11 protein-coding genes are annotated in these 14771 nt (G+C 47.7%); 5 read left to right on the plus strand and 6 right to left on the minus strand.

Features of this window, described 5'->3' with window-relative positions; translation table 11 throughout:
* The first annotated feature begins 302 nt into the window (after nucleotides 1-302).
* Together ACO6VE_RS16205 and ACO6VE_RS16210 are read left to right on the plus strand one after the other, a co-directional pair.
* Nucleotides 303-1214, plus strand: coding sequence for a hypothetical protein (locus ACO6VE_RS16205; protein WP_422462321.1), 912 nt, complete (start codon nucleotides 303-305; stop codon nucleotides 1212-1214).
* A 217-nt stretch (nucleotides 1215-1431) separates the two neighbouring features.
* Nucleotides 1432-3993, plus strand: a complete 2562-nt coding sequence (locus tag ACO6VE_RS16210; protein WP_422462323.1) for a hypothetical protein — start codon at nucleotides 1432-1434, stop codon at nucleotides 3991-3993.
* Between the two features lie 74 nt (nucleotides 3994-4067).
* Here ACO6VE_RS16210 and rep read toward each other — a convergent pair whose 3' ends face one another.
* Both rep and ACO6VE_RS16220 read right to left on the minus strand, forming a co-directional pair.
* Complete coding sequence (gene rep, locus ACO6VE_RS16215; RefSeq protein WP_422462324.1) at nucleotides 4068-6080, minus strand: DNA helicase Rep; 2013 nt, start codon at nucleotides 6078-6080, stop codon at nucleotides 4068-4070.
* 139 nt (nucleotides 6081-6219) lie between these two features.
* On the minus strand, nucleotides 6220-6981 hold the full coding sequence (locus ACO6VE_RS16220) for an SDR family oxidoreductase (protein ID WP_422450209.1): 762 nt from the start codon (nucleotides 6979-6981) through the stop codon (nucleotides 6220-6222).
* A gap of 280 nt (nucleotides 6982-7261) precedes the next feature.
* Between ACO6VE_RS16220 and ACO6VE_RS16225 the strand changes: the two genes are divergently transcribed.
* Nucleotides 7262-7759, plus strand: a complete 498-nt coding sequence (locus ACO6VE_RS16225) for an FxsA family protein (protein ID WP_422450210.1) — start codon at nucleotides 7262-7264, stop codon at nucleotides 7757-7759.
* Nucleotides 7760-7928: 169 nt separating this feature from the next.
* On the opposite strand, the gene ACO6VE_RS16230 is transcribed toward ACO6VE_RS16225, so the two are convergent.
* A complete protein-coding gene (locus ACO6VE_RS16230; RefSeq protein WP_422450211.1) occupies nucleotides 7929-8072 on the minus strand; it encodes a hypothetical protein in 144 nt (47 codons plus the stop codon).
* A 25-nt stretch (nucleotides 8073-8097) separates the two neighbouring features.
* Between ACO6VE_RS16230 and ACO6VE_RS16235 the strand changes: the two genes are divergently transcribed.
* Both ACO6VE_RS16235 and groL read left to right on the plus strand, forming a co-directional pair.
* Entirely contained in the window at nucleotides 8098-8391 is a 294-nt protein-coding gene (locus tag ACO6VE_RS16235) for a co-chaperone GroES (protein ID WP_101744992.1), read from the plus strand.
* Nucleotides 8392-8452: 61 nt separating this feature from the next.
* Nucleotides 8453-10096 carry a chaperonin GroEL gene (gene groL, locus ACO6VE_RS16240; RefSeq protein ID WP_101744973.1) on the plus strand — a complete coding sequence of 548 codons (1644 nt, stop codon included), beginning with the start codon at nucleotides 8453-8455 and terminating at the stop codon, nucleotides 10094-10096.
* A 259-nt stretch (nucleotides 10097-10355) separates the two neighbouring features.
* Here groL and ACO6VE_RS16245 read toward each other — a convergent pair whose 3' ends face one another.
* The 3 genes from ACO6VE_RS16245 to ACO6VE_RS16255 form a co-directional block, all read right to left on the minus strand.
* Nucleotides 10356-11435 (minus strand): hypothetical protein, encoded by a 1080-nt coding sequence (locus ACO6VE_RS16245; RefSeq protein WP_422450216.1) that lies wholly within the window; start codon nucleotides 11433-11435, stop codon nucleotides 10356-10358.
* A 73-nt stretch (nucleotides 11436-11508) separates the two neighbouring features.
* Nucleotides 11509-12633 carry a hypothetical protein gene (locus ACO6VE_RS16250; RefSeq protein ID WP_422462326.1) on the minus strand — a complete coding sequence of 375 codons (1125 nt, stop codon included), beginning with the start codon at nucleotides 12631-12633 and terminating at the stop codon, nucleotides 11509-11511.
* Nucleotides 12634-12912: 279 nt separating this feature from the next.
* Nucleotides 12913-14043, minus strand: a complete 1131-nt coding sequence (locus tag ACO6VE_RS16255; protein WP_422462328.1) for a hypothetical protein — start codon at nucleotides 14041-14043, stop codon at nucleotides 12913-12915.
* Nucleotides 14044-14771: the final 728 nt, after the last annotated feature.

A 14771-nucleotide genomic window follows, 5' to 3' on the forward strand; every position in this document is an offset into this window, starting at 1 on the left:
GCCGTAGCTATGTGACCGGAGTTGCAACGCCGCAGAGTGACTGACAACTTAGTCAGAAATATATGATTTCATTTGGTTAACTACTTATGATGGCACCAACATAAGATCTACCCCTGTTCTTAATCGCTAACCTTCGTTATCTTAAAGATATTGTCAGGGTGATCGTTCGTTCTTTGGGGCAATTCAGGAGTTGTTGCATTTGAAGAACCGTTGGTTTTGGGATTGCCCTCTGCTCGCATGGCCGGTCGATGCGTGCGACAGTGGATGTTAAAACTCATACAGGGAAGCTAATGATGAAATGGATGACCATCATTGTTTTTATGGTGTTGTTTCTTGTTCCCACAGGAAGGTCAGGAGCGAATTACCCGGGCAAGTTTGCCCAGGTTTCACCGAGAGAGGCCTTGAGTGGTAGAGCAAACGATGCGGTTATCGTCGATAGTCAAAATAGCTGGCTAACCGGGATATTGGTTGGCATCCCTGGCTCCAGAGAATGGGTTAATGGGGTTTTGTGGAGTTCCGGGGAGTTGGCGGTGCATGCAAGTAAAGCGTCGCAGCTTTCGCAGTACCCTTCATTTCAATATTTACTTTCTGTCGAAGCATCGGGTCGGGAGCTTTGGAAGGATCTGGTTGCTACACCAGATGCAGATGCGCTCATTTTTTTCTTTAGAAGTAAAGCTTTCTGGAGCAGTCCTTTCAGTTCCGAAAGTGACTTCATTCTTACGGATATTTCCTCTCTGGCAGAGGATTTTTCCGCTTCTCACTCTTTTAAAACATTCCCGGAAGGGGCTGAAGTTGATTGGGATTATCACAGCAACTGGTTTTATCGTGAGAAAGTCGACAGTGGGCTGGTCACCAGAGTTCAGCGGATAAACAGACGTTTGTTAAGTGATCTTTGTATTATTGATATTCATTTAGGCGGCTCTCGACGTATTATCAGTTATCGGGATGAGTGGATATCCGAACAGAGTTTCCTCCATGAATCAGGTGAGAAAACTGTAAGTTTGCCCGTAAAAAAACGTGGGGCAGGTAACGACCATCCGTTGGTCCCTGATGTTGGACAGTTTACCACTTATCAGGAAAGTCTTTGCCGCTATGCAGAAGATGCTGCTGCTGCGAATCAGGAGGTGAATATTCTCTATTCGGATTTTTGGGACTCCAGTGAGCACCTGGTCGAAGCAGAGGTTTATAAAATATGGGTTGAAACGACAGAGTAGCTGTTTCGATACCGCCTGTTCAAAGCATAACGTCAGACTGTCAATTTATGCGGGTTTTGCAGCAACAAGCTGAGATTATAAGTTCATTGCTCGCGGGGCTTGTTCAGCCAGATCAATTTAACCCGAGTTAAGTTATCAGTTATACATTTGAACCTTTTTGAGGAATGAGTGTCATAGGGAATAAAAAAGATTTCATGCAGCATGCAGAAGCAATCCGATGCAAAGCCGTTTCAGTCATGGCACAGGCAGTGACACTAGTCCAATTACCAATACTCCGGCAGTTGACCGTGGCAGTGATGGTCAGCGTAATCGCGCCGATCCTGATTCTGGTGAGCGCAGCACCCAGCGACAGGAGCGTACTGAAAACCGTTGTCGTTTAAACGTGTGGCTGGTCGACAGAGTCGCTAACACCCGTCATGAGGTTGCCTCGGCGTCGATTTGCCTGGATGGGGCTGCTGCTGATCAGATTCGCAGCCGTGGTATTAGCATTGTTGCAAGAGTGGTGAATTATTCTGAGCCACCCGGTACTGAAAATGCGGCTTCTGCAACAGCTACGCCACAAGAATCACAGACCGATGTCGTGCAAGCGGCAACAAATCAGGGTAGTGATGGCAATTCTGGGCTTGTATACTGGCTTGACCGCTTTCTGGATATTCCCCTGGATCGGTTTGCGGTACCCGGTAACGACGTTTTGGACATGTTTGCCAACATTAACCTGCAGGTAGATGGTAGCAGGTTGACCGCTGAGGAATTGCGGTCTGCTGGTTTGAAGCGGGTGTTGAACAGGCATGTGGCTGCCTGGCTGGAGAAGAAGCAAGATCGGACCCAGACAACAGGAAAACTGCTGGGCTTGCAAAAACTGATGCATGAGGATATGGCCACCTATTTTCGAAACTGGGTGCTGTTGAAGTGTTATAGCGATATGCTTCGGGGTAAGCCGGTGTCTGAAACTGACCGTCAGCATCTGATACAGGCCCTGAATCAAAGTGTGTTGAATGATTTTGCTGAGTTGACCCGTCAAGCCAGCATGATGATGGATTTTTATTCATTAAGTCTGCTCTATTTTATGGGCGGGTTGCCGTTCTTTGAGGATGGCGCTAACTACCACAAGGGCATTACCTTGCTCGCCTATTGCCCGACAATCATCAAGGAAATGTTTTTTTATTTGTCCCCGGTCAGCTTCTCTCCCTACGATTATGTGCGTTTTGCCCCGGTGAGCTTCACGTCATTGTTTGTCGATCAGCCTAATGTGCCACCACAAACCAAGCTTGGCGCTGCAATGCAGATAATGGTGATGTCTTATTTACAGCAGTTGAACGCTCACTTTCTGGTAGACGAGCGGTATAAAGGCTCACACTGGTTCTCTGACTCAGAGTTAAGTTCTGAACTCTTTCATATAGTCAGGGAATTGATTACAGAATGTCTGTTGTATACCGGAGGTATGAACGGAAGAAATAAGCCATGCAGGCGTAAAATACTGGAGGTTGACAGGAGGTTTCAATCAGCCGTCGCTCGTGCCCGAAAAGACTACATTCAAGGAGAGGGCGACATTCATGCTTTAGTCACCTGTCTTCTGGCAAGCATCCATCAGCGAGCACATTCTGCTTCACCAATGTATAGCTGGAAAGTAGCCAACTTATATCGCAAAGCCGCACAAATGTCCCCTAATCACTGGTCAAGTGCCTATATTTTTTTCCTTAAAGCCCGTAAGTGGGAGTTGGCTGCCGATGCAGCAACTGAATATGCCAGATATTATCTGAAGAAAAGCCCTCTGCTGGCTGAGTATTGGAGGGATACCAGTGAGCGGACCATGGAGCTGTCTGCCTTTTCGGAATCACCAACAGGGCAGGCAGTGGCTTCAGATAAAGACTACGATTTTGACGCAGTTTTACGACAGTTTTCTGAAGAGGTACCAAAGTTTGCCAACCTGCCGGTGGGGTTTGCCCGAAATAAAGGCAGGAAGCGCAATGGTCAAAAAAATGAGTCTGTTAACAAGTCAGAGCATGATGTCATTGAATCCCCGAAGGTGAGTGGAGCTGAGGGGCGCGAGCCGGAGGTGAGCAAGCCAGGTCACCAGGAGGTTGCGCCAGTGATCAGGGTGGTTCGATCCGGCAGACATCATGCTGCCTGTCCATCGTCTGATTCTCAGGGTTTCCAGGTACAGTCGGCCAGGGGGGCCATAAAGCCATTTGAAAAACTGCTCTCCCGACACTGGAATCCGGTTATTCTGCAAACACTCCGGTGTATCCGGGCGGCCAGGGCCCGTTCGGATATCACCGGCGAGCGGGAGATATACCAGAAGTTGTTGAATCAGCCTCTTTTAAAAACCTGTATTGGCATTGAGCGAATCTGGGAGGAGTGTGCCTGGACGGAGCTACATCAGTTTGATGATTTTTTCCGCTCGGCTATCATTCCCGATGCATCGATGAGACAGAAGGCCAGGCAATGGGTGCTGGATGCCAGAAATAAATTTATTTTGCCGTCACTGATGCATTGTCTGGAACTGGATCAGATTGACCCTGACATCAACCCTGAAGTCATCTGGAATGCGGTGCAGGCAATGCTGAAACAACCGGAAATTGCCGACTACCCTCAGGTCGACGCTGAAATCAGATTCAGACTGCGTTGTCTGTTCAGTTCCATGGGGCATACTTTCAGTCTCTGGGCTATGACTGATTTATCCAAGGCTAACCAACACCGGCAAAGGGCGCAGACATGGTATGGATACAAAAAAATCGATCCGGGTTATGTATGGCTCCTAGAAACAGGCTCAGAGTAAAAGCCTCAAGTCGTTTCTACAGCTACAAAGCAGCAGAAGCAGGGAACCTTGCCCTTCACTTCTGCTTATTTCGGCTATACGCCGATAGACTTGTAAAGCGCATCCAGTCCCATCTTACCCGCCATTTTTTTGGTTTCCTGGCGGGACGATTCATCAAAGCCGGTATACACCAGGTCATCCTGTGGCAACTCATCCAGGAAGCGGCTGGGCAGCGTATCAATGATCTCGCCAAACTGCTTTCTTTGCCCGGCCAGTGTCATGGTCAGTGATTTCCGGGCCCGGGTAATGCCGACATAAGTAAGGCGACGCTCTTCCTCAATATTATCTTCTTCAATACTGGTTCGGTGAGGCAGCAGCTCTTCCTCCATCCCCATCATAAAAACATGGGGGTACTCAAGACCTTTGGAGGCATGGAGAGTCAGTAACTGAACACGGTCGGCATCTTCCTCTTCCTCATTGCGCTCCAGCATATCCCGCAGAATCAGCCGGGCAATGGCATCGGCAACCGTTCTGTCTTCATCACCCCGTTCCAGGGTTTGCTGCAGGGCATCCACCAGAAACCAGACATTGGCCATGCGCTTTTCAGCCTGTGCTGGCGTTGAGGAGTGCTGCATCAGCCAGTTTTCATAATCGCTATCAGCAATCATTTCACGAACCACCTGCATAGGGTCTTCGCTGGTTTGCAGCCGTCGTGAAACGTCGTCCATCCACCCGGTAAAGCGTCGCAGCCTGTCGACATACTGTGGTGCCAGGTCCTCTGCAAGGGCCGCTTCTTCACAGGCTTTGTACATACTGATGTGGTGTTTGTTGGCGTAGTTGCCCAGTTTCTCCAGTGTCGATGGCCCAATCTCCCGTTTGGGGGTATTCACCACCCGTAGAAAGGCGTTGTCATCATCCTGATTAATCAGCAGGCGAAGGTAGGCCATGATGTCTTTCACTTCTGCCCGGGCAAAGAACGAGGTGCCGCCATTAATGTGGTAAGGAATACCATGGTGCTGAAGTTTCAGCTCCAGCAGCCGCGACTGAAAATTTCCCCGGTAGAGAACAGCATAATCTTTATAGCTGTTATCGTGGCGAAGTTTGTGGGCGATGATCTCTGTGGCAATCCGCTCACACTCCATTTCGTCGTTTCGGCATTTAATCACGCGAATTTCATCCCCAACCCCCATCTCACTCCACAATGTTTTTTCAAACACATGTGGGTTATTGGCAATCAGGGTATTTGCTGCTTTCAGGATACGGCTGGTGGAACGGTAATTCTGTTCCAGCTTGATCACCTTTAAGCTGGGATAGTCTTCTTTCAGTTGTGCCAGATTTTCCGGTTTGGCACCGCGCCAGGCATAAATGGACTGGTCATCATCACCCACGACGGTCAACTTACGACGGTCGCCCACCAGTCGCCTGACCAGCTCATACTGGGCACCATTGGTGTCCTGGTACTCATCCACCAGCATATAGTGAACTTTGTCCTGCCAGCGTTGCTGGACCTCCGGATAATGTCTGAATAACTCCACCGGTTTCATGATCAGGTCATCAAAGTCCACTGAGTTATAGGCTTTCAGCATGCGATTGTAGTGCTCATAAACAATCGCTGCCGTCTGCTCCCAGGGCTGTCTGGCCATTTGTAACGCCAGGGCCGGGGAGACCAGATCATTCTTCCAGTTGGAGATACAGTGCTGGATCTGATCCACACCATTATCATCTGCAGACGTGTCCCGCTGCATCAGGTCGGTAATCAATGATCGGGCATCCTGCTGATCAAAAATCGAAAACCCTGGTTTATAGCCCAGAATCTGGTACTCACGACGGATAATATTCAGGCCGAGATTATGGAACGTAGAAACCGTCAGTCCGGAAGAGGCTTTGCCTTTCACCAGCTTGCCAACCCGCTCTTTCATTTCCCGGGCGGCTTTATTGGTAAAGGTAACGGCCACAATGTTTTTGGCGCTGATACCACACTGTTGAATCAGATAGGCAATTTTGGTGGTAATAACACTGGTTTTACCACTGCCGGCACCGGCCAGTACCAGCAGGGGAGTATCGATGTATTTTACGGCCTCAGCCTGTCGATCATTGAGTCTTTGCACGCGTTCTGTTTCAGGCAAGTCATGGAAATTAAGGATCTCAGTATAACAAGGTTAGGGGAGTGGACGATATGTCTGGTCTTCAGACCAATGCATGGAGGGATTTACTTAACCCGGATATTTCATAAACTGCCCCGAATGTTCAGAGTTTTAACCCACCATCCAGCTCTAAAACCCGCCCATTGTAATAATCATTTTCAAAAATAAAACCAACGGTCCGGGCAATCTCTTCCGGGGTACCCATGCGTCCAACAGGAATGCCCGCGGTTAACCGGGCTTTGGCTTCTGGCTTCATGCCGCCGGTCATTGCGGTTTCAATAACGCCCGGAGCGACAGCTGCACAACGGATGCCGTATTTGGCCAGCTCTTTGGACCAGGTCACGGTCATGGCTGAGACACCGGCTTTGGCTGCGGAGTAGTTGCTTTGTCCAAAGTTCCCTTCACGGGCAATGCTGGCGATATTGACGATGACGCCCTTTGAGCCACTGTCGATCATGCTGGCGGCCACTTCACGGCCGCAGAGGAAGACGCCGGTCAGGTTAACATTGATTACGGACTGCCATTTGTCAAAGGAGAGTTTCTCGGTCACTTTGCCATCTTTGGCTTTGATCAGCAGACCATCTCTGAGAATACCGGCGTTGTTGACCAGGCCATTCAATGGGCCGAGTTCTGCATAGGCTTTCTGAACAGCTGCTTCAACCTGAGCTTCTTCAGCAACATTGGCTGGCAATGCTATCGCGTTAACCCCTTTTGAACGACAGAGTTCCTCTGCCTGATAAAGTTCGGGAGTATCAAGGTCCATAAGACCCATATTGGCACCACGTTCTGCAAACCAGTTGGCTATTGCCAGACCAAGTCCTCTGGCAGCACCGGTGATCAGGATATTTTTATTTTTGATGTTCATTGTTCTTATGCTTTATTGGTAGAAGGTACACTGATTATCCTGAAACGGATGTGAATAAAAGACAATAATTTATCATAAGAGAATCCTCTCTTTGGAGAGCGGGCAGGCTGTACAGAGACCGACTTACCGGTTGCTTTTGATTTATTTGCGAGGCTGGTGTACCCGGGTAAGAAGTTTTTTTCATTAAGGGGCGAGTACACCCTTCCTGCTTCCTGACAACCCTTGAAAAAAAACGACACTGCCTTTATATAAGAGGCTCCAATGATTAACGGGGCCTCTTATGCGCTTCCTCTCTGTGCTATTTATACTTTTACCCATTCTGGAAATGGTGGTGCTGATTAAAGTGGGCAGTATCATCGGAGCCTGGAATGCGGTTGCCCTGGTTATTCTGTCGGTATTTATTGGCATCGAAGTGATTCGCCGCCAGGGCTTCAGAACCACATTAAGAGCCCGGCAGAAGATGGCGGCAGGCGAACTGCCCGCTATGGAAATGCTGGAAAACCTGGCTATTGCCCTGGGTGGCCTGCTGCTGTTGATCCCCGGTTTTATCACTGATTTTCTGGGGGTATTCCTGTTGATTCCACCGGTTCGTCAGCTGCTGATCCGGCGCTGGCTGAAAGTGAGCGGGGTCAATGTGCAGCAAACCAATATTTATGAGGCTGAGTATCGTCGTGAGCCATCAGGGCATCATGATCAAACCCATCTCAACCACACCATTGATGGGGACTATACCCGGGAAAATGATGATGGCCGTTCCGGAAGCCAAAAGCGCCATTAATTGATAAGCCTTGATTTGCGAGCATATAACGAATTTTTCACTCTTTCTTGAGTTTAGAGCCTCAGTTTTGTGGAAAAGTCAGTTTTTTTTTCATCTGCCTCTTGAAAACTGCGCCAGCTACCCATACTAAGGGGAACACCTGATAAGACTTCGGTAAGGCCTTGAACTTTTAGTTAAGGCCTGTGCCAAAGTAAACTTCATCCCGGGTGCATACCAGGGAGGTTCGGGTAAACCGGGCCATAGTGAAGCGATAGTGCATCGTTTTACTGCCATTACGTTGATAGCGAGCAGCCTGTAAAAGGTTGCACGGCATAAGCAAACTGTTGGAGAAAGAATCGATGAAAATCCGTCCGTTGCGTGATCGCGTGGTCGTTCGTCGTGTCGAAGAAGAAACTACCTCTGCTGGTGGCATCGTACTGCCAGGTTCTGCCGCTGAAAAGCCTAACCAGGGCATTGTGGTTGCAGTCGGCGATGGCGTGTTTCTGGACAATGGTGAAAAGCGTCCTGTTGGCGTTAACGTTGGTGACAAGGTTATCTTCGGCAAGTATGCAGACTCAAACACCGTGAAGATTGACGGTGAAGAGCTGATCATTCTGTCTGAAAGTGACATTTCCGCCGTTCTGGAAGGCTGATTGTCAGGCAATCACACGGTATTTTTCCGATTTCACAAAATAGTGCACAGGGTCACCAACCATGGCAGCTAAACAAGTTAAATTTGGCGACGAAGCTCGCAAAGAAATGCTCAAGGGCGTCAACATCCTGGCTGACGCTGTAAAAGCTACTCTGGGTCCCAAGGGCCGTAACGTTCTGCTGGAGAAGTCTTTTGGCGCGCCTACCATCACTAAAGATGGTGTGTCTGTTGCCAAGGAAATCGAACTGAAAGACAAGTTCCAGAACATGGGTGCCCAGCTGGTTAAGGAAGTGGCTTCCCAGGCTAACGATCAGGCCGGTGACGGTACGACTACGGCGACCGTTCTGGCCCAGTCTATTCTGAACGAAGGTCTTAAGTACGTTGCGGCCGGCATGAATCCAATGGATCTCAAGCGCGGTATCGACAAGGCGGTCATTGCTGTCGTTGAGCAGCTGAAGGCTATGTCTACTCCTTGTGCCGACAGCAAATCCATCGCACAGGTTGGTACTATCTCTGCCAACTCCGATGAACTGGTTGGCCAGATCATCGCCGAAGCCATGGAAAAAGTTGGCAAAGAAGGCGTTATCACTGTTGAAGAAGGCAGCGGTCTGGAAAACGAACTGGAAGTGGTTGAAGGCATGCAGTTCGACCGTGGCTACCTGTCTCCATACTTCATCAACAACCAGGAAAGAATGTCCGCTGAACTGGAAAGCCCATTTATCCTGCTGGTTGACAAGAAAATCTCCAACATCCGCGAACTGCTGCCGGTGCTGGAATCCGTTGCCAAAGCTGGCAAGCCACTGATGATCATCGCAGAAGACGTTGAAGGCGAAGCCCTGGCGACTCTGGTGGTGAACAACATGCGCGGTATCGTGAAAGTCACTGCTGTCAAAGCACCGGGCTTCGGTGACCGTCGCAAGGCCATGCTGCAGGATATCGCTATCCTGACTGGCGCTACGGTTATCTCTGAAGAGGTAGGCCTGTCCCTGGAAACGGCAACTCTGGATGATCTGGGTACTGCCAAGCGTGTACAGATTACCAAAGAAGACACCACCATCGTTGACGGCGCTGGCGTTCAGGCTGACATCGTTGCCCGTGTTGAGCAGATCCGTGCCGAGATCGAAAACTCTTCTTCTGACTACGACAAAGAGAAGCTGCAAGAGCGCGTAGCCAAGCTGGCTGGCGGTGTTGCCGTTGTTAAGGTAGGCGCCGCTACCGAAGTTGAGATGAAAGAGAAGAAAGCCCGCGTTGAAGATGCCCTGCACGCTACCCGTGCTGCGGTTGAAGAAGGCGTGGTTGCCGGTGGTGGTGTAGCCCTGGTTCGCGCCCTGTCTGCCATCAACGTTGAAACCATTAACGCTGAGCAGCGTGCCGGTGTTGAGCTGATCCTGCGTGCACTGGAAGGCCCGATCCGTCAGATCGCTACCAACTCTGGTGACGAAGCTTCTGTGGTTGTTGACAAGGTTAAGGCGGGTTCAGGTAACTTCGGTTACAACGCTGCTACCGGTGAATACGGCGACATGATCGAAATGGGTATTCTGGATCCAGCCAAGGTTACCCGTTCTGCCCTGCAGGCTGCAGCTTCTGTTGCAGGCTTGATGATCACTACTGCTGCCATGGTTGCTGATGAGCCACAGGACGACGCGCCAGCTATGCCTGATATGGGCGGCATGGGCGGTATGGGGGGCATGGGCGGCATGATGTGATACGACGAGAGTCGTGCAGGTAGCTAGCCTGAATGTGCTACACCGCAAGCGACCACTCACTTATCGAGTGTTTGGTCGTTCCACCTCCAGTAGAAAATAGCATGTCAATCTAACCGGTATCCGGTCTGAATCATGACCGGATACCGGTCTCTCTCTTATAAAAAAACCTGTCCTCAGAGTTCATGCACTCACTGGGTTGCTTCGGGTACTGAATGAATTGCGAAGCGTTGAAGCAGAACCGAATTTACCAAATTAGTAGTCAGTTGTAATTCACCTGAGTTTCCCGGTAACTCGGAATGGTTTTCTCTTTCGCGATTATAGTTTTCTTTATGCGGTACTTCCTACAGTTTTCCTTTTGTCGTGCTGCGTAATCAGGATTATTTTGATATTGCTCCCTCTGGCGCTTCTTCTGACGCTCTGCGAAATCGGGATCATTCCGGTAGCGCTCTCTTTGGTGCTGCCTCTGGTGCTCCATGTAAGCGGGATTTTTGTGACGCTCCCTCAGGCGCTCCCTTTCGCGTTTTAGGAGAGCGGGGTTATTGTAGAGTTCTCTTCGACGTTTTCTTTGGCGCTCCCTTGCGCCATCCCTTATCTTCTTTGCGTAAGCAGGATCATTCTTGTAGCGTTCCCTTCTGCGCTCATTCTCCCGTTGTGTGTAAGCAGGATTCTTGCGAAGCTCTCTTTGGCGTTTTCTATTACGCTCCTTCTTGTAGTGCTGTGCGTATGTGGGATCTTTGTGAAGTTCCTTGTGGTATTCGTTAGCATGAAAAGAGGGTTCCGTTGCACAGTCAATCTCTGCTGGGGGAGTGGGTTGTTGATGCTGTACACTTTCTGGTTGAGGGTTAATAATTGCAACGGGTATTGCTGACTCAAAAAAAGCATCAGCAGATTCTTGGTTATACATTTTTTCTGTCGGATGAAGGCTGTTATCAACAACTGATGAGCTTTGCAGGGATAAGGGACTTAAACCTAAAATTGACTGGATCGAAAAACGTTCATTATCAGGAGTATATGTAGGAGCAGGTTTATCATTCAGTGCTTCTGTTCTGACTGGTAAGTGAAGTGGTTGATCTTTTATAGTATTGCTGAAAACGATTACTACTGATCTTTTTTTAAAACGGTAATCATTGAATGGATTATTAAAAGGCACCGTTGGCTGCTGAAGGTGGTTTTTAGTCATCTCATCAGTACACATGGAACACAGAGTAGAGTCTGCTTCTTGAACTCCACGGGAGAAGGCCTGCCCTGATGCACCAGGCTCAGAAATAGTAACATCCTGAACAGAAAGAAATTGATCAGAATCTGCTGGTAATTGAAAGTAAGTAATAAGGCTATGCATTGAAGTATTGAATAACTGAACTAAAGCATAAGATCACGTCCTCTTGTAAAAGTTCCTCCTTGATATTACCCATTCAATATTTATTTGTAACCTTGCATAATTCATGATTAAAAGGATTGGTACATGCGATAGCTACGCAAGCGGGGTCTTTGCGAAGCTCGCTACGGCGCTTCCTTCGGTATTCCCTGAGGTACTCTCTCTGGCGCTCCCTTTTGCGTATCTTATCGTTCTCCAGCTTGGCAGGATCTTTCATACGCTCCTTCATGCGCTTTTTCATGCGTTCTGAGTAACCGGGATCATTCTGGTAACGCTTCCGCATGTTCTCTCTCATGCGCTTCCTCATGCGTTCTGCGAAATCGGGATCATTCTGGTAACGCTCCTTCTGCCGCCTGTTATTGCGTTCAACATAAACGGGATCTTTGAGACGCTCCCTTTGGCGCTCCCTTATGCGTTCTGCGTAATCGGGATCATTGCGATAACGCTCCCTTTGTTTCTCCCTCTGGCGTTTTGCGTAAGCTGAATTATTCCGAAAATGACTCCTTCTTTGGTATGCCCTGATGCGCTTTGAGTGATCAGGATGATTCTGATAGCTCTTTTGGTGCTCAACTGCTGAAGTGTTATTACTAACATCTTCTACTGCCTGGGGCGTTTGATTATCAATTGTCGTCTGGTTCTGGTTTTGCAGGTTAACTACAGTAACTGTCCCTGAATTTTGTGGGTTAGAGAGCATATCAGGAAGATTAGTTAACTGATAATCCGAGGCAGAATGGCTCGCTGGCATTGGCTCGTTAACCTCAAGCTCGCTCCCCAATATGCACAGCAGCTGAGTAAGGTGGGTGTCTGGCGTTGAAAGTGGCGCATCCTCTAAAGGGGTAGTGTCAGAATGACAAAAAGAATATTCATTTCGTCCTGACTGTGGAACCTCAGCAATATCAGTTCCATGAGGGGCTTCCTGATCGGCATGAGTTAGAAAGGCAATATTATATTTATCCAATGAACCAAACGGGCCAGGGTTATTGTTGTCTTTGTCTGATTGACTATGGTACACCTGAAAAGGAGTACTCAGCACCTGAACTGGTATCCCTTGATACGTCGGCTGTTGTTCATTTTGGGCATCCTGGTGCTTTGGTTCTTGTGAGCTGGAATAAGGCTCGCCAAAAGCAATCTCGAATGGAAGTAATTGAGTAAAGTGATCCATTGAATTATAAAATTATTGAATTCTGTTTTAAGACATTTTCTTTTTGTATTAGTTTCTCTCATAAACACTCTATCCAATAATTATTTCAGCCAAACATAATTTTTTTATAGCTATTAGTAATATCTTCAATGCGGATAGCTTCTCTCATATCGTGGAAAGCTTTACGATCATTGATCTTGTTTATGGGCACCTCAAAAACTGAGGCACCGTATTAAGAAATGTTGTGATGGAGAGTAATAGTTCGTATCGGGTATCAGTATCACGTTAAGGTGGGCTTTTTTATCTGGCCTTAATCGATTTAATGCGATGCAGCTTAATGGGCATTGTGATGCTGCCCCCGGCAGATCGCACCTTCAGTAACAGTCTTTCGCGTTCGACGCCAAGCAGTTCTCCGCTGAAACGTTTCGACGGTTCGACATAAACCTCTAACCAGGCACCAATATGATTTGGTAACTCATAGATTGGAATGTCCCTGGACTGCTGGTTCAGTAATTCCGGTTCCTGATTGGTTGCAGGCACTTCATCAACAAAGAAGTAGGTTTTGGATGCTTCTCCATGGGCAGGCTGAGATTGCCACTCCTTCTTGACATTTGGGTTGGTATTCCTGGAAGAGGGTTCCGTCATGTCCATATCATCTGAATCCTTTGCCGGGCCAAATTGCCCCGGGGTGATGATTTCAAAGGGAGAGACAGGGCTGTTGTTCACCAGCAGAGTGAGACCAAATGATGAAACCCAGAGCTCAGTGTCATAGACAGAAAAGGCCTGAGGATGGAAGTTGGGGGGGAAATGCGCCTTGATGGTCACTGTGTCAGGATTCTTCAGAAAGTTGATGTAGGCATTTTTCATCGCTTCATTCGGAGCAATGCCTGCTTTATAGAAGTAAAAGCTGTCTGGCAGATTGGTTAGACGGTTAATGTATGCGTCTTTGGAAATACCTGAGCTATTAGCACAATGCTGGCTGCTCATTCTGATCAGGCCCTCGTCCTGGTAGGTCAGTTCAGCATTGGTCAGGGAGGGTAATTGCATAAAGTCGTTGATGACAGGAGACCCTTTTTTGTAAAAGCTTGCCTGTAGTGATGCCTTGTATAGATTTGTGGCGCTGATACCAAATCGAACAAACAGTTTCTGATTTTCAGGGGTGTATTTATATTCCCAGAAATGTCTGTCAATGAGTGTATCAATGCCCATCTGTTGAAATTCATTCAGGCCGACAATATATTCAATACCACAGGTAGGTTCTACTATGCTGCCCAGCTCTTGTTTGAGTCGTAACTGGCGTTGATCATTGAATAAGGTATAAAACTCTTCATTACCCTCCAGTGGTAGTTGAATTCCATCATACTGGACGCGCAGGGAATCGGGCAGCTCTGATAGTTCTCCATTGCTGACATCATACACTGTCTTCATCATTGTCAAAGTGCTTGGGAAAACAACGGTTAATCTTTTTATAGTGATTGGGCTTTTGAACGTTTTTTTAGGCGTTAAAGTTATTTTTGTTATTGATACTTTGCCATTTATATGAACATTAACGGTATCAAATTTAACTTCTGCGTAATCAGATGTTACAGGTTTGTATTTGTCTATTGCTTGTATTAACTGGGTTTCAGCATAAAATTTAAATCCAAACCATGCGGCAGGAGCAACAAGAAAAAAAGGTATTAAGAATGATTTGATCAAGAAGTTAATCATAGGCTTACCTGAATACGGTATTGCTGCGCAAGGTGATCATCTGATGATGATTCACTCCTTTATAAAAATATGTTCTTGATTTTTTTGTTTATCAAGTAATGGGTGTTTTATTTTTAATTGGCTGTATATGGTGCTGAGCAAGTGTCACATTTTGAATTTTTTCTGGTTTCTGTGCGTTGCTTGTCAAAAAAACAAGCGATTCTAATATTTTGTTTTTTCTAATATTGTTATATTCATCGTAAAGGGCTGGCATGTTTTAAACTAACTTATTAATGGACTCTTAACTGAATCAACGTTGATTGAAAAGGATTTTCTATGAACCCTCCAGGCTCGCCGCCATCTGGAACACCCGTTGGTCCTTCAGTGCTTCCACCTCATTCCGGTGCTGGAGAAACAGCCCAGACAGGTCAAACGTCCACCAGTCAAACCGTCTCTCCTCATCATCCAGT

The sequence above is a fragment of the Endozoicomonas sp. ALB115 genome, from assembly GCF_049310245.1.
Taxonomy (GTDB): Bacteria; Pseudomonadota; Gammaproteobacteria; order Pseudomonadales; family Endozoicomonadaceae; genus Endozoicomonas.